The organism is Armatimonas sp., from assembly GCF_043757465.1.
GTDB lineage: Bacteria > Armatimonadota > Armatimonadia > Armatimonadales > Armatimonadaceae > Armatimonas.
In genome coordinates, this window is sequence record NZ_JAYVPL010000021.1 from 14,771 (window position 1) to 31,284 (window position 16,514).

Below are 16,514 nucleotides of genomic sequence, written 5' to 3' on the forward strand. Positions count from 1 at the left end.
ATAATCTCTCACGGCATGAGCGAAACTTTGCGGCGTACGCCGCTCTACGAAACCCACGTGCGCAGTGCAGCGCGTCTGGTCCCGTTTGCAGGCTGGGAGATGCCTGTTCAATACACGGGGGTAATGGCGGAGGTGAAAGCCGTCCGTGAAGCCGTCGGCCTTTTTGACGTGAGCCACATGGGGCGCGCTTATCTGGATGGTCCACAGGCGACGGATTTCCTGGAATATCTCACGGTGAATTCTGTCAGCAAGCTTACCGACGGCCAAGGGCAGTACAGCCTGATGTGCTACGAAAACGGCGGCGTTGTGGACGATATTATTATCTACCGCGTGCACTCTGAACGCTATACGATTATCTTCAATGCGGGCAACCGTGACAAAGACCTGGCGTGGATGCACGAGAAGCTGGTTGATTTCACCGCCACCCTCACCGATGTCTCCGATGAGACCGCGCTGATCGCGGTGCAAGGCCCTAAAGCCATTGCTTTACTAGGTGACGTCATCGCTGCACTGCCGCGCTTTGGTATCGGTGAGACCGTGTTTGCCGGGATTGCCGTCACCGCGGCCCGCACGGGCTACACGGGCGAGGACGGTGCGGAGCTGATCTGCCCTGCCGAGCAAGCCGCCGCACTCTGGGACGCTTTGATTGGCGCGGGTGCCGTTGCCTGCGGCCTGGGCGCACGCGATGCCCTGCGGCTTGAGGCAGCGCTCCCTCTCTACGGCCACGAGATGGACGAGACTGTCAATCCCTACGAGGCACGCCTCGGCTGGGTGGTGAAGCTGGACAAAGCCGCGAACTTTATCGGCAAAGCAGCGTTGCAAGCCGTGAAGGCTGATGGCCCGAAACGCAAATGTGTCGGTATCACGCTTGAGGGCAAGGCAATCCCCCGCGAAGGCTACACGGTCTGCGCTCCCAGCGGCGCCGCCATCGGGCACATCACCAGCGGTACGTTCTCGCCGACCGTAGGACGTGGGGTAGCGATGGCCCGGATTGAGAGCACCTACGCTAAAATCGGCACGGCCCTTGAGGTCGAGATTCGCAGCGCACGCCACGCCGCCACGGTAGCGACGCTGCCGTTCTATAAAAATGTCTAATATCCGTTTGAGGAGTGTTGTATGTCTAACGTACCGAGTGAGCTGAAGTATTCCAAGTCCCACGAGTGGGTCAAGCTTGACGGCGATATCGCCACGGTGGGAATCACCGACCACGCACAAGAGGAGCTGGGCGATATTGTCTATGTGGAGCTGCCTGAAGTGGGTCGCGTGCTGGCCTACGACGATAGCTTTGGCACAGTGGAATCCGTTAAAGCCGTCTCCGAGCTGTACTCACCGCTCGCGGGTGAAGTCGTGGGTGTCAATGAAACGCTCACCGATGACCCAGCCAACAACGGGGCGCTGATCAACACGGCTCCCTACGAAGCGGGCTGGATGATCCAGGTGCGTGTCTCCGATCCTGAGGCACTAGCCGAACTGCTCGATGCCAGCGGCTACAAGAGCGAGATCGGGGAGTAAAGAAAGGCCCACCCCCTACCCCCCGCTAGGCGGGGGATGGGGGGCAAAAAACCATGTCCTACATACCCAATACCGATGCGGACCGCGCAAAAATGCTCGCTGCCGTGGGCGCGTCCTCGATTAGTGCGCTCTTTGAACACCTGCCGCAGGCCGTGCGTGATGCCGCTGATTTCTCCGAGCTGCCCGATGCGCTCGACGATATTAGTCTGCGCCGACGGCTCTTAGAGCTCTCGGGTAAGTCCGTCACGATGGACTCCCACCCGTGCTTTTTAGGCGCGGGCATCTACGATCACTTTATCCCCCCCACGGTGGGGTTCGTGACAGGGCGCACGGAGTTCTACACCGCCTACACTCCCTACCAGCCCGAGGTCTCGCAGGGCGTGCTCCAGAGCATCTACGAGTTCCAGAGCCTGGTCTGCCAGCTCACCGGCATGGACATCAGTAACGCGTCCATGTACGATGGTGCCACGGCGCTCGCCGAGGCCGTGATCATGGCAGCGGATCTGACAAAACGCAAAAAAGTCGTACTGCCTTCGTCGCTGCATCCCGCGCTCCGTCAAGTGATCGAGACCTACCTGGATCCGCTGGGAATCGTCATTACGACACTCGCTCACGATGCTGCCACCGGCCAGCTTCCCGTGATGACAGACAGTGAGGCCGCCTGTGTGGTCGTCCAGTCGCCCAACTTCTTTGGCGTGATCGAGGACTTAAAAGCCCACGCCGATGCGGCCCATGCCCACGGCGCACTGCTCGTCGCTTCCGTGGATCCGATCTCGCTGGGCGTTCTGGAGGCACCCGGCGCGTGTGGTGTGGACATTCTTGTGGCGGAGGGCCAGAGTCTGGGCTGCTACCCCGCTTTTGGTGGCCCGCTCCTTGGCATCTTCTGTTGCAAAAAAGAGTTCATCCGGCGCATTCCCGGGCGCATCGTCGGCGTCACGAAAGACACCGATGGCGCCAAGGGCTACGTGATGACGCTCCGCACGCGCGAGCAGGACATCCGACGCGACACGGCCACCAGCAATATCTGCACCAACCAGGCACTCTTCGCCCTGGCGGCGACGGTGTATCTGGCGAGCTTTGGCAAGACGGGAATGCAGGAAGTGGCGGCACTGTGTCTCCAGAAAGCCCACTACGCCGCCGAGCAGCTTGCCCGCCTACCGGGCTACGCGCTCGTCTATAGCGGCCCATTCTTCAAGGAGTTTCTGATCCAGTGCCCGAGTGATCCGGTGGAACTCAATAAAAAGCTCCTCGCCGCCGGGATTCTAGGGGGCCTGCCGCTCCCCGGAAACCAGATGCTGATCTGTGTCACGGAGCAGCGCATCAAGTCCGAGATAGACCAGCTCGTCGCATGCCTTCGCTAAAGCTTGAGGATTATGCGCTCCGTCTGCTCGAAAACGAGCAGACGGCGCTGGCATTTTTAAACCGCACCGCGCACTCGTGGGTGTGGGAGCTTGACTTGCCCGGAGGGGAAATTCTCTTTCGTGAGCCGGGCACCGGGCGGATCTTGTTCTCCTCCCCCATGAAGCTCATCGGTACCTACGACCAGCAGTCCGGCAATTTCAACTTTGGCTGGGCCGACCCGGCTATCCCGGAGGACTGGAAGTGCGTCACGGGCCTGGGGCGGCTTAGAGTCACAGCACGAGGAGCGGGCCTGGAGGTATTCGATTCAAAGGAGCCTCTAACCCTCAGCACACCCACCCAAGCGCAGAGCTGGGCCATCGCAAGCGCGGGCTATCTCAAGGCTTTCTTCGTTTTTGAGGCACGTCAAAATGGGAAGACATTATTTTTGGCCGTGGCACTCTTCCCCGATGCCGGGCTTGTGGAGCGGGATCTCCACATCTCCCAGCATGTTATTCAGGAAGGCAAGCTACGTTTCTCGATGAACCATCGGCAGGCGGTGGAAGCCTATCTAGGAAAGGCCTCCGGGGCGACAGGCTCGAACCTGGCGGACGAGACCTTCTTCTGGCGTTTTCCGGAGGGCCTGCTCCGGATTCAGTTCGCGCACCACGGCCAGATTCTCAGCATGAGTGCCGAAGTCTCGCAGCCCCAGGAGGTGTCCGCGATCTCCCAAATGCAAACAGAAGAAGCCCCCGAGCAAGTAAGTAAACCCAGCCTTCTGGCGCGCATTTTTGGAAAGCGGCGATAAAATTAAACCATGAAGACCACCACCGCAGTTCTCTATGACTCCGCCGAGAACGGGCCACTTCCCATCGTCTTTGAGATGCCCCGGATCTCCTACAGAGAGTTCGTGCGCCTCTGCCAGCGCCATCCTGATCTGCGTGTGGAACGGACGGACGAAGGAAAACTACTCTTTATGCCCCCCGCCGAAGCCGAAGGCGATAGCCGCAACACGGCAATCACGACACTCTTGACCCTCTGGAACTGGGGCCTCCCGGAACCCGGCAAGACCTTCGGCCCGAGCGCCGGGTTCACACTTCCTAGTGGCGCAACCCGCTCGCCGGATGCCGCCTGGATCAGCGCCGAGCGGTGGAGTGCGCTCACGGCCACCGAGCGACGGGGGTTTGCCCACATCTGTCCCGATTTTGTCGTGGAGCTTCTCTCCCCCAGCGACAGCCTCACGGAAACCCAAACAAAACTGACGGAATATCTTTCTAACGGCACACGCTTGGGCCTGATTATTGACCGTAAGCGCCGCATCGTTGAGGTCTATCGCTCCGGCCAGCCCGTAGAAATATTAACAAATCCCACGGAAGTTTCCTGTGAACCTGAGCTTGTGGGCTTCATCCTTCCTTTGGAGCGTGTTTTTTAGGAACGAATATTATGGAATTAACTCTTTTTGAACTCTCTCGACCAGGCCGTGTGGGCGTGCGGATGCCCGCCTGCGATGTGCCCGTGAAGCCGCTCGGCGAGCTGCTGCCGGGTGTTGCACTGCGCACGGAGCTTCCTCTGCCCGAGCTCTCGGAGCCGGAGGTGGTGCGGCACTTTGTGCGTATCTCCAACTTGAACTACTGCGTGGACAAGGGTTTCTACCCTCTGGGTTCCTGCACCATGAAGTACAACCCCAAGATCAACGATGTCGCGGTGAACATGCCGGGCTTCGCGCGGGTGCATCCTTATCAGCCCGAAGAGACAGCGCAGGGCGCGATTTCCGTGCTCTACGAGATGCAGGAGATGCTCTCGACGATTCTCGGAATGGACGCCGTGAGCCTACAGCCCGCCGCCGGGGCACATGGGGAGCTGCTCGGTCTGATGCTGATCCGGGCGTATCATATTCACCGGGGCGAGGGTGAGACCCGTAAAATGGTCGTGGTTCCCACAGCGGCGCACGGAACCAACCCGGCGTCGGCGGCGCGTTGTGGCTATAAAGTGGTGGATGTCAAGACCAACGAGCGCGGCCTAACCGACATCGCGCACTTAAAAGAGCAGCTTGCCAAGCACGACGGGCAGATCGCAGGCTTTATGCTCACCAATCCCAATACCGTGGGGCTATTCGAGGAAGACATTCTGGAGATCTCGCAGCTTGTTCATGATGCGGGCGGGCTGATGTACTGCGACGGAGCGAACATGAACGCGCTGGTCGGCACCGTGCGACCGGGCGATATGGGCTTCGACGTGATGCACGTGAACCTCCACAAGACATTTTCGGTGCCCCACGGTGGTGGCGGCCCCGGCTCTGGTCCGGTGGGTGTCAAGAAGATTCTGGAGCCGTTTCTGCCTGTTCCGATGGCAGTCAAACGCGCCGACGGCAGCTTTGGCCTCGATTCTGACCGTCCGCTCTCGGTGGGGAAAGTAGGGCCCTACGCGGGAGCGTACCTAGCCGTGGTGCGTGGCTATGCGTATTTAATGCACTATGGCCGCGAGAAGCTCCCACAGATCAGCGAGAACAGCGTGCTAAACGCGAGCTACTTAAAAGCCAAGCTCAGCAAGACATTCGCCGTTGCCTACGACCGGCCTTGTATGCACGAGGCGGTTTTCTCGTTGGAGCGCTTGAAGAAAGACTACAATGTCAAGGCGCTGGATGTCTGCAAGCGGATTATTGACTATGGTTTCCATCCCCCGACCATGTACTTCCCCTTGATCGTCCCCGAGTGTCTCATGATCGAGCCCACGGAGACGGAGAGTCTGGAGACACTGGATGCCTTCGTGGAAGCCCTGGAAAAAATCGCGCAAGAAGCCGCCGACGATCCCGCGCTTGTGCAGGGCGCTCCCTACACCGCACCCGTCAAGCGCCTCGACGAGCCGTTTGCCGCGCGTAACCTCGATGTCGCCTGGAAGTAGTTTCAGGCACGAGCGGTTACAGCGTTCGTAGGTGGAAGCCGCCATCAATGTTGATCACCTCGCCTGTGGAGAATGGAAAGTCTCCTCGGGCGAGAGCGGCGACGGCGCGTCCGATGTCTTCCGGCAGGCCCCAGCGGCGGATCGGCCAGGCTCCGCCCTCAATCGCACTGTCGTACTTGTCTTTCACTCCCGCCGTCATGTCCGTCGCGATCACGCCAGGGCGCAATTCATAAACCCGAATCCCGTACTCCGCCAGCCGCGCCGCCCAGAGCGCCGTCGCCATTCCCAGACCCGCCTTTGAGATGCAGTAGTCGCCCCGATTTACCGATGCCGTAAACGCAGAGATCGAGGAGACTGTGATAATCTGCGGCACATTGGCTCCCCCGTTATCGGGGGCGGGGGGGGCAATTCGCGTAATCATTTCTCTCGCGACGCGTTGCGTGAGAAAATACGGCCCCTTGAGATTAATCGCGATCAGCCGATCAAAGCTCTCCTCACTCGCCTCCAGCACATCGGCGCGCACACTCGGCGCGACCCCCGCGTTGTTCACCAGCAAGTCAATCCGATTCGCCACGGCGAGCGTCTCGTTTACCAGCCGCTCGCGATCCTCCGCTACCGAGACATCCGCGCGAACGGCAAGCGCATCCCCGCCCGCCGCTTTGACCAGCGCCACGCACTCGTCGGCAGCTTGCACATTCCCGGCGTAGTTCACCACCACAAACCACCCGAGCTTGCCCAGCTCAATCGCGATCCCCCGTCCAATCCCCCGCCCAGCCCCGGTCACCAGTGCCACAGATCTGGTCACCAGTGCCACAGATCTGGTCATTTCGTCGCTCCGTCCACGGGTGAGGCGACGTCTTCTTCCGTGGGGCCATCCACCCAGGTCTTGAACTGCGCCGGGAGCGAGTCCTCGGGGTAGGGTGTGACAATCCCGCCCCCTACCCCCCGCCCAGCGGGGGAATTAGATCGAATGGCTTTCCTGAGCGCCTCGACGAAGAAATATTCTGAGAACAAACAGGCTTCGTGGACACCGATATTTTTGTGAATGTGGTAGATCGAGCCGTTCAGAATCCCCTCAAAGCCGGGCGTTTTGTCGCCTAAATATTGCTCACAGGAGAGCTCCAGGCTACGGATAGCCCAATTGCGATACGCCGCGCCTTTGACGGGATCGGGGCAGACAACCGCCAGATCGAGCAGGCCAGAGGCGGCAATCGCGGAGCCTGACGAGTCTATGTCTTGATTGGGGGCGTCAAAGTCCCAGGTGGTGACGCCGCCACCAGGAAGCTGTGCGAGCAGATAGTCGGCGTTGGCCATCGCGGTCTGCAAGTAAATCGCACAGCCCGTCTGTTGGTAGCTGCGGGTGAAGCCGTAGAGCGACCAAGCGAGGCCACGCGCCCAGCAGGAGTCGCCGCGCCAGCCTTGGTGCGTGCTCTGGCGCAGGCACTCGCCGGTTGCTAAATCAAAGAGGGCCTCATGGCTGGTCGAGCCATCGCCACGCACAAGCGCCCGACGCGTGGTCTCGCAGTGCCGGTGCGCGATGGCGAGTAAATGCTCATCTTCTAGCCGAAGCCCCGTGCGGAAGATCGTCCCGACATTCATCATGACGTCAATAAACAAGCTCGCGGGTTCGACAAAGCTGCGCAGATACTGACCGTTTTGCATAAAGCGCATCGCCATAGTCTTGCCCGCTTGGTCGAGCAGCGCGTTGATATGCGCCTCGGGGCCACCCAGTTCCAGCCACCTAAGATGGGTGGAGAAAAAGAGAAAACCTAGATCATGGACGGCACGGTCGTACTGGCGCTCCTCAAGAGGCGTGCTGCGCTTCACGGCCTCGGCGAGCCAGAAGCTCTCGCCCGTGGCCTCGGCAAAGAGAAACATCATGCCTGGGTAGAAGCCATCGCACCAGTGCGTCCAGCGCTTCGTGTCCTGGCCGAACTTGCCATGAACCGTGTACATCGGGTAGTAGTCAGCGGGGTAAGTAGCGATCAGGGCTTTCACCTGGCCCTGTGCAAAGGCAAAGGCGCTCTCAAGAGTTGCGTTCACAGCGGAGAGTTTACCCGATTTGCGCTTCCAAAAACCGGTTTGGGCCCCACTCTCGCTCCAGTAATTCCCAGTGCGCCTCCTGCTCCCGCAGCTCAGAGAGCATCGCGTGGGCCACGTCGCGGACCGTGACGAGGGATTTGGGCCAGACGGGCTTGATGGGCTGCTCGACCACGAAAGTCCAGCAGAGCCAGAGGGCAATGGCGCTCAGGATCAGCCGTGAGCCGATGCTGACATCCACATTTTTCCAGAGCAGATACGTGAGCACCGAAAATCCCCCCAGCGCCCCCCACGTTCGTTCCGACAGCGGCCACCAGATGGTTTGCATGCTCACGGACGGCCACAAGCTCCCCCACGGCTCGGGGAGTTTTTGCCAGAACCCCGCGAGCTGTGCCTCAGGAATCAGCTCAATAATGGCTTCGTCGCCGTTGAGGGGCTCGCCCACGGCACGCCCAATCATGTCTATAAGCTGCGCGTCGGAGAGATTCATCCCGACCAGCCCGCGCCACTGCGTCAGAAACTCCTCCTCAACCAGGGCGACGAAGTGATCAAACCGATTGGGCAACCTATCGCCTACCAGGTTGATCTGTAGAAGCTCCGCCACTCCCTCCACGACGTCGTCAAGAACCGACGAATCGTCGAGGGGATGCCCCAAAAGCACGGAGTCCCACGCTGCCACCTGAATTTGCTGCTCCTCACACTCCGTCCCCACGATCCGTGTCAGTGCCAGCCGTGAGAGCGGCGGGTGAATATCTGCGGGCCACTCGGTCGGTTGTCCTGCGGCTTCTCGGAGCGTGCGTGCTTCATCCAGCGTCATGTGCGGCCCCCTTCATTTCCTCGTACTCGTCGCGTGCTCGTTCTTGAAGCTCGCTCGCCAGCTCGCCAAAAGTCAGTGCAGGCTTTCTCCAACGGAAATCTCCAGTACGTTTTCCACTGACAGTAACGAGCCCAACAAGACCGATAAAGCTACAGACTGCCACCCAGCCATTGAGATAGCCCAGCAACGCCAGCAGAATCAGTACTAATCCTCCGAGAATGAGAACGATTTCCAGCACCCCTGTCAGAAAGCTCGTCGCCTGTTCGACAAGACGTGTCCGGCCTTCATAGCCAACCCAGTCCAGCTCCCAGCACAAATCCCGCCCTTGCTGTGGCGTTAATTTGTCGGTGAGATGCTCTGTGTTCTCGAAAGTCGCGTCTGGATTACTCGTTACGGCACGCAGAGCCGCGAGAATCTCCCGATTCACTTTTTGGGAAGCATCGGGAGCCGCACCACAAACCCAGCCACGCCGCCAGCGTGCTTGGTAGATTCGCTCCAACAAATCAAACAGATCGCCAATGTTGGCGGGCTTGCCAAGTTCCTTCCAGATACGATCCGTGAGAAGATCACTGTCGGAGTGCATAAGCCAGTCCACTTGAATGTGATCCGGTTGCCTCATGAGACGCGTACTATCAAAGGGAGCTCCAGGGCTATCATCTATCGGATTGACCTGCTCTAACAGCCGCCGCGCCAGCTCCACACGATCCAGAGGCGGCGGTGGGCAGTTATCATGCCGTTCCCAGACAAGATTGTCGTCGAGTTGGATCAGGAAATCCTCAGCATCTTCTCGGGTCATAGTCGGCATCAAACACGCTCAGCGGTTCGGTAGCCCACCTTCAGACTGAAAACTTGTGCTTGTGGATGACGGGCACGTAGGCGATGAAAAAGCTCGACATCATTGCCGTCGTCTCCCAGCTCATAGTCGCCCGAATCAACGTCAATCATCAAAAGCTTCCCTATGTTTTCTGGCGTGGCAACCTGGGGACGCAGGTGGCGGTCGTAGATCGCTTTGCCACGAGCGATGATCTCTTCCCTAGTCATGAATTGATTTTATCGCAGCCAGCTATCCAAGTGCTCCGAAATGAAGTCGTCGTCGGGTTTTGATAAATCTGGGTAGGCAACTCTCACACGCTCGATTTCCTCACGCTGGCCCGGCGAGAGCGTCTCGTTTTCATCGAGGCACCAGATTCCCTCTAGGAGCCGCTGCTGTTGCAAGACATAGTGAATCCCGGCGATGCAGCCCCGAAAACCGTTGGCGGCATCGAAGATCGCGGCATTCCTATCTGTTTCAGCAACACCCGTGGCGAGTAGCTCGGCGGGGACGGTATCGCTGATTGCCTGGCATATCTTGAGCAATTCCACCCCACTCTTCGTCCAGCAGGCCCAGTGCCCGAGTAGGCCACCGACGATGCGACGGCCAAAGTAAGTGGTGACCAGATCTGCGACAATGGCGTCGTCGTTGCCGGTGTAGAGCGCGATGTCTTGGCGGCCTGTCTCAGCGAGGGCACGGATGACATCGAGGGTTTGATAGCGATTGAACGGCGCGATCTTGACGGCAATCACGCTTTCGATCTCAAAGAAGCGCCGCCAGAAGGCATAGGGCAAGACGCGCCCTCCGACGGCGGGCTGGAGATAAAACCCGATCAGCGGGATAGTCGCCCCCACAGTACGGCAGTGTGCCAGCAACGTGTCGTCGTCGGCAGTTTTCAGTGCGGCCAGCGAGAGCAGGCCCGCATCGTAGCCCAGCGTTTTAAGGAGCGCAGCTTCGGCGACGGCTTGCTTTGTCTCGCCACAGATACCACCAATGCGAAAGACTTCTCGACCCACCCTATCCATTTCCTCTTTTGCCAGGCTCAGGACGGGCTCAAACAGCCCCACTTTCGGGTCACGGATGGCGAACTGTGTGGTGTGGACGCCCACCGCGAGCCCGCCTACGCCCGACGCTAAGTAATAACGCGTCAGCGCACGCTGTCGCCGCTCGTCGAGCTTTCGGTTTGCCGTGAGCGCCAGTGGCTGGGCGGGGATTGCGAGCCCACCCCCTAGCCCCCGCCGGGCGGGGGAATGGCTAGAACTTTCCATCGCGCACCTCGAACTTCGTGGGCTTACCGAACGTCGGGCCACTGTTTTTGATCCACTGCGCCGTCCACTCTAGGATTTGCTCCACACCGACAGTCGGGTAGCCAAACGCACGGTGTGCTTTCTGGCCGTTGGAAAGCAAGGCGTGCGTGCTCTCTTCGCCCTCGAAAATCGGCTCTTTTCCGAGAAGCGTGCCAAGCTGCTCGGCAATTCTTCGCACGGAGAGCTGCTCGGGCCCGGCAAGATTGAAGATACTGGCAGGCGACGAAGCGTGGGCAAGGCTCTGGAGCGCGCAAGCGTTGGCGTCGCCTTGCCAGACCACGTTGACGGCGGCCATTGCCACGGAGATTGGGGTGCCCTCCCAGACTTTCCGGGCGATGTCGCACAAGACACCGTAGCGCAGCTCGACCGCGTAGTTGAGACGCAGAATCGACACCGGAGTCTCGTAGCTCTCGGCGAAGTACTGGAAAATCCGCTCGCGGCCCAGGCAGCTCTGCGCGTACTCACCTACTGGCCCAGGTGCGTCGGTCTCGATACTACCGCCTTGGTGCAGCGGCGTGAGCGGGTAGACATTGCCGGTGGAGAACGCGGCGATGCGGCTCGTAGTGAAGCGCTGGCAGACCAGACCAGGTAGAAAGCTATTCATTGCCCAGGTCAGTGGCTCGTTGCCTGTGGCTCCGAACTTCATCCCGGCCATGAAGACAATATTGGGGACATCAGGGAGCGCCAGGAGTGCGTCCACATCCAGCAAGTCCGCCGTGATCGTCTCGACACCTGCGCACTCTAGCGCTGCCCGTGCCGTCAAATCCGAGAAGCGGCTCACGGCGATCACACGGCGCGACTTGCCCACGGCACGTTTTGCCATCCGTGCCAAGGTCGGCCCCATCTTGCCCGCCGCTCCTAGGATCATCAGATTTCCGTCCAGAGCATCCAGCGCAGCGACCACCGCCGGAGTGGGCTCCGAGAGGCGATCCTCAAGTTCTTCAAGCGTCATATCATAAATCCTTTCAACCACTTAGCGCCAGGTCAGAAACTCAATAAAAAAGGAAATACATGGCTGATCGTACCATAGACGTGTACAATAACCTGCTCTAACAGACCGGTATGTGCCTTAAAGTGAGAGAATTTTATGCAGCGTTCACTTATTTCTTTACCACCGCTCAGTCTGGCTATTTTGCTCGGGCTGGCCGTCGTGCCGACTTCGGGGCACCAGACAGCCCCCGCAAAAAGAGGGCCCGTCTTTGAGCAGGCGCTCTGGCCATATTTTTCAAAAAACTGCGTCGCGTGTCACGACGCGCAGACTAAGGCAGGTGGCCTGGATCTGCTCTCGCTAAAACGCGCGGGCTCCGTGGTACGCTCCCGCGACGAGTGGGAGAGTGTCCTGCGCAAGGTCAAGATGGGCGAGATGCCGCCCAAAGGCTCACCTAAACCCTCGCAGGCCGAGAGTAACGCACTTCTTCGACAAATCGAGGCGGAGCTGGAACGCGTAGACCGAGCGGCACCACCCACTCCCGGAAGTGTCACCGCGCACCGCCTGAACCGCGCGGAGTACAACAACACCATCCAAGAGCTGCTTGGTGTGAGCTTCCGTCCCGCCGATGAGTTTGCGCAAGATGACTCCGGCTACGGCTTCGATAATATCGGCGATGTTCTCTCGCTCTCTTCATCGCAGATGGAAAAATACGTCGCGGCTGCAGAGAAAATCGCCCGCGTCGCGCTTTTTGGACCGGAGCTGCTCCAGCCTGCACTGGCGCGGCACGAGGCGTCAGGTCGGAATATTATTGTAGGGCCCACCGTTCCCGCAAGCTACGATGTCACAGGGCTCAATGTCCCCAATTCGTTGCACACAACCCACCGATTCCCCGTGGACGGTGAGTATATCTTTCGTCTTGGTCTGAATGGCACCCGCCCCCTGGGCTCCGAGCCGCTCCCGTTTGGGCTTTGGATAGATGGCAAGAAAGTGCAGACACTCACGATAGATGCCGAAGGGGCATCCGGGTTTTCCTTTGATCGCCAGGATCTCTCAGGGAGGACATTGGAGTGCCGCGTCAAAGTAAAAGCGGGCGATCACTGGGTCGCGGCCACCATTGAGCGTATGTACGAGGGACTGCCCCCCGAGTTTAACGGCCCCAGTCCCTCGAAGCGAAAGGTCGTCCCCCGGGAGTTCAAGCGTCCCCCCGGATTCCCCCCCGAGCGCGCTGAGGAGTTCCGAAAGCGCTTTGAGGAACGTAAAAAAGAGAAAGTGCCCGCCAATGATGCCCGCGTCAGTGCTTTAGAGATCGGTGGGCCGTACGCGCAAACCCAGGGCCCTTCGGAGCTGAGCCTGCGCAAGATTTTTGTTTGTGGCCATCTACAGGGCGGCCATGCGCCCGCCTGCACGCCAAAGATCGTAGGCAGCTTAGCGCGGCGTGCGTTTCGTCGCCCCGTGACACCGCAAGAGATTGCTCGTCTCTCCAACCTGGTGGCGTTGGCGCAGAAAAATGGCGATTCCTATGAGGAAGGGATTGGTTTGGCGCTTCAGGGAATCTTAGTTTCCCCGCACTTTCTTTTCCGCATCGAGCGTGACCAGCCCCTCGCAAAACCAAACACGCCGCAGTTTCTCACTCAGCACGAGCTCGCGAGCCGCCTGTCGTATTTTCTCTGGAGCAGCATGCCCGATGATGCACTACGGGCTTGTGCGGACAGCCAAACCCTCCGCAAGCCGGGTGTCTTAGAGGCGCAAGTGCACCGGATGCTCGCGTCGCCAAAATCACTCGCGCTTGCCGAGAACTTCGCTGGGCAGTGGCTTCAGTTCCGGGCACTAGAGTCTGTCAAGCCCGACCGAGGCCGCTTCCCGGACTTCGACGAGTACTTGCGTCTGTCCATGCGTCAGGAGACCGAGCTATTTTTTGATAGTATTGTCAAAGAGGATCAGAGTATTCTCACACTCTTGCTAGGAAAGTACACGTTCCTGAATGAGCGCCTTGCGAGCTTCTATAAAATCCCCGGCGTCACTGTCGTTGGTCCCACGTTTCGCAAAGTGGATCTCACGGGAACCACGCGTGGCGGTATTTTAACCCAGGCAAGCGTGCTCACGGTAACGTCGTATCCGAATCGAACCTCGCCCGTGCTACGGGGCAAGTGGATTCTTGAAAACATCCTCAACGCGCCACCGCCCGCACCACCGCCGGGCGTGCCGAATCTGGATGTCTCTGCCGTGGGCTCCGCAACATCGCTCCGGCAGCAGCTTGAGGAGCACCGGAAGAACCCGACCTGCGCTTCCTGCCATGCGCGTATGGACCCACTCGGCTTCGGCCTAGAGAACTTCGATGCCATCGGGGCTTTTCGAAAGAACGACGGGACAGTTGCCATTGATTCGTCGGGCTCGCTCCCGGATGGACGGACTTTCCAAGGTGCCGATGGCCTCAGGACGATTCTTAAAACTGATAGCGGGGAATTTGCACAGTGTTTATCCACGAAGCTGCTTACCTACGCACTGGGACGTGGCCTGGAGCGCTACGACCGCGCCGCCGTGAGTGCGATCACGAAAAGCAGCGCCGCTAAAAACTATCGTTTCTCCAGCCTGGTGCAGGCCATTGTCACCAGCAAGCCGTTTCAGATGCGGCAAGGAAAAGGACCAAAGTAATGTATATTTCAGGTAATCACGTATCGCGGCGAATGCTACTACGCGGCGCGGGTGCCGCCATTGCACTGCCTTTTTTAGACGCGATGACACCCGCGTTGGCGTCGCCGCGCCGCAGAGGGAAAGCGCCGGTTCGCCTCGTCTTCTGCTACGTGCCCAATGGCATCATCATGAACGACTGGACCCCCAAAGAAGTCGGGAGCGCCTTTGAGATCACGCGTATCCTCAAGCCACTGGAAGCCTATCGAAATGACCTGATGGTGATCTCCGGGCTTGCCGACCACAATGGCAACGAGCTGGGCGATGGTGCAGGCGACCACGCCCGTGCGGGGGCCTCGTTTCTGACGGGTGTCCACTGCAAAAAAACAAGCGGCGCGGACATTTTAGGCGGTATCTCCGCGGATCAGATCGCCGCGCGGGCATTTGCCTCCCAGACACGGTTTGCCTCGCTGGAGCTGGGTTGTGAGGACTCGCGCACCGTGGGCAACTGTGACTCGGGCTATAGCTGCGCCTATACCAATAGCATCTCCTGGCGCAGCCCCACCACACCGATGCCCCCCGAAGTAAACCCACGCGCCGTCTTTGAGCGTCTCTTCGGCACCGAGGACTTCCGCCTCGACCCCGCGACGCGGGCACGACGCGCAAGCTACCGCAAGAGCATTTTAGACATGGTGCGCGAGGATACGCAGAGCCTGGTTGGCACACTGGGCCAGGCAGATCGGCGCAAGATAGACGAGTACCTCACGTCGGTTCGCGAGATCGAGGTTCGCATTCAGAGCGCAGAGCGTGATAACCACGTCGCCGCGCCCGGAATCGAAAAGCCCGCTGGCATTCCCGTCGCCTTTGCCGAGTACGTCACGCTGATGTTCGATCTCCAAGTAGCAGCCTTCAAGACGGACTCCACCCGGGTCTCAACCATGATGATCGGGCGTGAGGGCAGCATGCGAACCTACCCGGAGATCAATATCGCCGACAGCCACCACCCCCTGACCCACCACCGCAACAACCCGCAGTTTATTGAGAAAGTCGCGCAAATCAACACGCTCCACACCGAGCTCTTTGCACGCTACTTAGGAAAACTCAAGGCGACTCAAGATGGTGAGGGCAATTTATTGGACAACTCGCTCATCGTCTATGGCAGCGGCATCAGCGACGGGAACCGCCACACACATGAAAACCTACCTCTGCTGGTGGCAGGTAGAGGCGGCGGCAGTGTAAAGCCCGGTCGCCACATTGCCTACGCACAAGAGACGCCCGTCGCAAATTTATACATGACACTGCTAGACCGCGCTGGTGTCCATCCGGAATCCATCGGTGACAGCACCGGCAAGCTCGTCCAGCTCGGACAGATGTAAAATATAACCCCCTCCTCTCCCAGCGCAGAGGAGGGGTAAACCTCAGTTATCGGGCGTCGCCTCGAAATACGCCAACTCAAGGCTGCTCAGATATGCCTCAAGCATCTTTACCTACTCCTCGCCTTTGATAGGCTGCATGATCCCAGAGATAATCCCCTCGGTGTCTGAGAAGTACGCAAGCCAACCGACTCCGGGGATTTGATGCTTCTCCATGGTGATCGTCCCCCCGGCAGCCTTGATCTTCTCAATCGCCCCATCAATGTCTTCAATATCAATGACATTGATCGGGGCCATGGGAAACTGCGGATCGTGGGCCATTAACCCCCCGTTGATTCCCTCTGCCTCTTTCTCGCCCGTCTGCACTAGCCAGTAGTCCATCGGGCCATCCCACTTATGGAACTTCCAGCCAAACGCCTGGCTATAAAACGCAATCGCACGCTCCGGGTTCTGGGCCGGAAGCTCAAAATGAATCACTCTTGACATGGTCTTGTTCTCCTCTGACGATTCTCTATCGCCAGTAACAAACATAAGTTTACACAAATTCTAAAATATGTCAATGACTTTTTTTGCAAACTCCGCAGGAAGCCCCGATGCTGCTACCGAACGATGGCTATGGCTGAAGAGAAGAAGGCGGGCCACGCGGGCCACACGCAAGACGGGCAGAAGCTCGTCGGGGGTCTGCTTGCCATAATACGAGAAGACAAAGTGACAACTCCCTACGGCTAAAGCGGAGGGCTTCTACAACGGTTAACCGTTGACGCTATGTTGTCCCATAGCGGCTTTGAGGATATTGAACGCGGCGTTGGTGTCCCTGTCAAGCGACAACCCGCAAATCGGGCAGTGATGCCAGCGT

General features: G+C 59.1%; 17 protein-coding genes. 8 read left to right on the forward strand and 9 right to left on the reverse strand.

Annotated elements, in window-relative coordinates:
* Window positions 1-15 precede the first annotated feature (15 nt).
* From gcvT to gcvPB, 6 genes are read left to right on the forward strand one after another with little or no spacing between them, the layout of a single operon-like run.
* Window positions 16-1,095, forward strand: coding sequence for a glycine cleavage system aminomethyltransferase GcvT (gene gcvT / locus ACH2ED_RS02855; protein ID WP_395088702.1), 1,080 nt, complete (start codon window positions 16-18; stop codon window positions 1,093-1,095).
* Window positions 1,096-1,116: 21 nt separating this feature from the next.
* Window positions 1,117-1,512, forward strand: a complete 396-nt coding sequence (gcvH, locus tag ACH2ED_RS02860) for a glycine cleavage system protein GcvH (protein ID WP_309685544.1) — start codon at window positions 1,117-1,119, stop codon at window positions 1,510-1,512.
* 53 nt (window positions 1,513-1,565) lie between these two features.
* The gene (gene gcvPA, locus ACH2ED_RS02865; protein WP_395088703.1) at window positions 1,566-2,873 is read left to right on the forward strand and encodes an aminomethyl-transferring glycine dehydrogenase subunit GcvPA; all 1,308 of its coding nucleotides are present in this window, start codon (window positions 1,566-1,568) and stop codon (window positions 2,871-2,873) included.
* Window positions 2,861-3,658, forward strand: coding sequence for a DUF6882 domain-containing protein (locus ACH2ED_RS02870; RefSeq protein ID WP_395088704.1), 798 nt, complete (start codon window positions 2,861-2,863; stop codon window positions 3,656-3,658). Before gcvPA ends, ACH2ED_RS02870 begins: the two co-directional genes overlap by 13 nt.
* A gap of 9 nt (window positions 3,659-3,667) precedes the next feature.
* Entirely contained in the window at window positions 3,668-4,282 is a 615-nt protein-coding gene (locus tag ACH2ED_RS02875) for a Uma2 family endonuclease (protein ID WP_395088705.1), read from the forward strand.
* Between the two features lie 11 nt (window positions 4,283-4,293).
* Entirely contained in the window at window positions 4,294-5,751 is a 1,458-nt protein-coding gene (gene gcvPB / locus ACH2ED_RS02880; protein WP_395088706.1) for an aminomethyl-transferring glycine dehydrogenase subunit GcvPB, read from the forward strand.
* A 16-nt stretch (window positions 5,752-5,767) separates the two neighbouring features.
* Here the strand turns inward: gcvPB and ACH2ED_RS02885 are convergent, their stop codons facing one another.
* From ACH2ED_RS02885 to ACH2ED_RS02915, 7 genes are read right to left on the reverse strand one after another with little or no spacing between them, the layout of a single operon-like run.
* On the reverse strand, window positions 5,768-6,577 hold the full coding sequence (locus ACH2ED_RS02885; RefSeq protein ID WP_395088707.1) for a 3-ketoacyl-ACP reductase: 810 nt from the start codon (window positions 6,575-6,577) through the stop codon (window positions 5,768-5,770).
* Window positions 6,574-7,794, reverse strand: a complete 1,221-nt coding sequence (locus ACH2ED_RS02890; RefSeq protein WP_395088708.1) for a glycoside hydrolase family 88 protein — start codon at window positions 7,792-7,794, stop codon at window positions 6,574-6,576. The genes ACH2ED_RS02885 and ACH2ED_RS02890 overlap by 4 nt, the downstream gene beginning before the upstream one ends.
* A 10-nt stretch (window positions 7,795-7,804) precedes the next feature.
* Window positions 7,805-8,608, reverse strand: coding sequence for a hypothetical protein (locus tag ACH2ED_RS02895; RefSeq protein WP_395088709.1), 804 nt, complete (start codon window positions 8,606-8,608; stop codon window positions 7,805-7,807).
* Window positions 8,595-9,404, reverse strand: a complete 810-nt coding sequence (locus tag ACH2ED_RS02900) for a hypothetical protein (RefSeq protein ID WP_395088710.1) — start codon at window positions 9,402-9,404, stop codon at window positions 8,595-8,597. The genes ACH2ED_RS02895 and ACH2ED_RS02900 overlap by 14 nt, the downstream gene beginning before the upstream one ends.
* A gap of 8 nt (window positions 9,405-9,412) precedes the next feature.
* Window positions 9,413-9,649 carry a hypothetical protein gene (locus ACH2ED_RS02905; RefSeq protein ID WP_395088711.1) on the reverse strand — a complete coding sequence of 79 codons (237 nt, stop codon included), beginning with the start codon at window positions 9,647-9,649 and terminating at the stop codon, window positions 9,413-9,415.
* Between the two features lie 9 nt (window positions 9,650-9,658).
* Entirely contained in the window at window positions 9,659-10,687 is a 1,029-nt protein-coding gene (locus ACH2ED_RS02910; protein ID WP_395088712.1) for a dihydrodipicolinate synthase family protein, read from the reverse strand.
* The gene (locus ACH2ED_RS02915) at window positions 10,674-11,678 is read right to left on the reverse strand and encodes an NAD-dependent epimerase/dehydratase family protein (RefSeq protein ID WP_395088713.1); all 1,005 of its coding nucleotides are present in this window, start codon (window positions 11,676-11,678) and stop codon (window positions 10,674-10,676) included. Before ACH2ED_RS02915 ends, ACH2ED_RS02910 begins: the two co-directional genes overlap by 14 nt.
* A gap of 135 nt (window positions 11,679-11,813) precedes the next feature.
* Between ACH2ED_RS02915 and ACH2ED_RS02920 the strand changes: the two genes are divergently transcribed.
* Together ACH2ED_RS02920 and ACH2ED_RS02925 are read left to right on the forward strand one after the other, a co-directional pair.
* A complete protein-coding gene (locus tag ACH2ED_RS02920; protein WP_395088714.1) occupies window positions 11,814-14,309 on the forward strand; it encodes a DUF1592 domain-containing protein in 2,496 nt (831 codons plus the stop codon).
* Entirely contained in the window at window positions 14,309-15,661 is a 1,353-nt protein-coding gene (locus ACH2ED_RS02925; protein ID WP_395088715.1) for a DUF1552 domain-containing protein, read from the forward strand. Before ACH2ED_RS02920 ends, ACH2ED_RS02925 begins: the two co-directional genes overlap by 1 nt.
* A 111-nt stretch (window positions 15,662-15,772) precedes the next feature.
* Here the strand turns inward: ACH2ED_RS02925 and ACH2ED_RS02930 are convergent, their stop codons facing one another.
* Both ACH2ED_RS02930 and ACH2ED_RS02935 read right to left on the reverse strand, forming a co-directional pair.
* Window positions 15,773-16,144: a VOC family protein gene (locus ACH2ED_RS02930; RefSeq protein WP_395088716.1), complete on the reverse strand. Its 372-nt coding sequence runs from the start codon at window positions 16,142-16,144 to the stop codon at window positions 15,773-15,775.
* Window positions 16,145-16,408: 264 nt separating this feature from the next.
* Window positions 16,409-16,514 (reverse strand): zinc ribbon domain-containing protein (locus tag ACH2ED_RS02935; protein ID WP_395088717.1); only part of this gene is annotated, 106 nt, incomplete at its 5' end.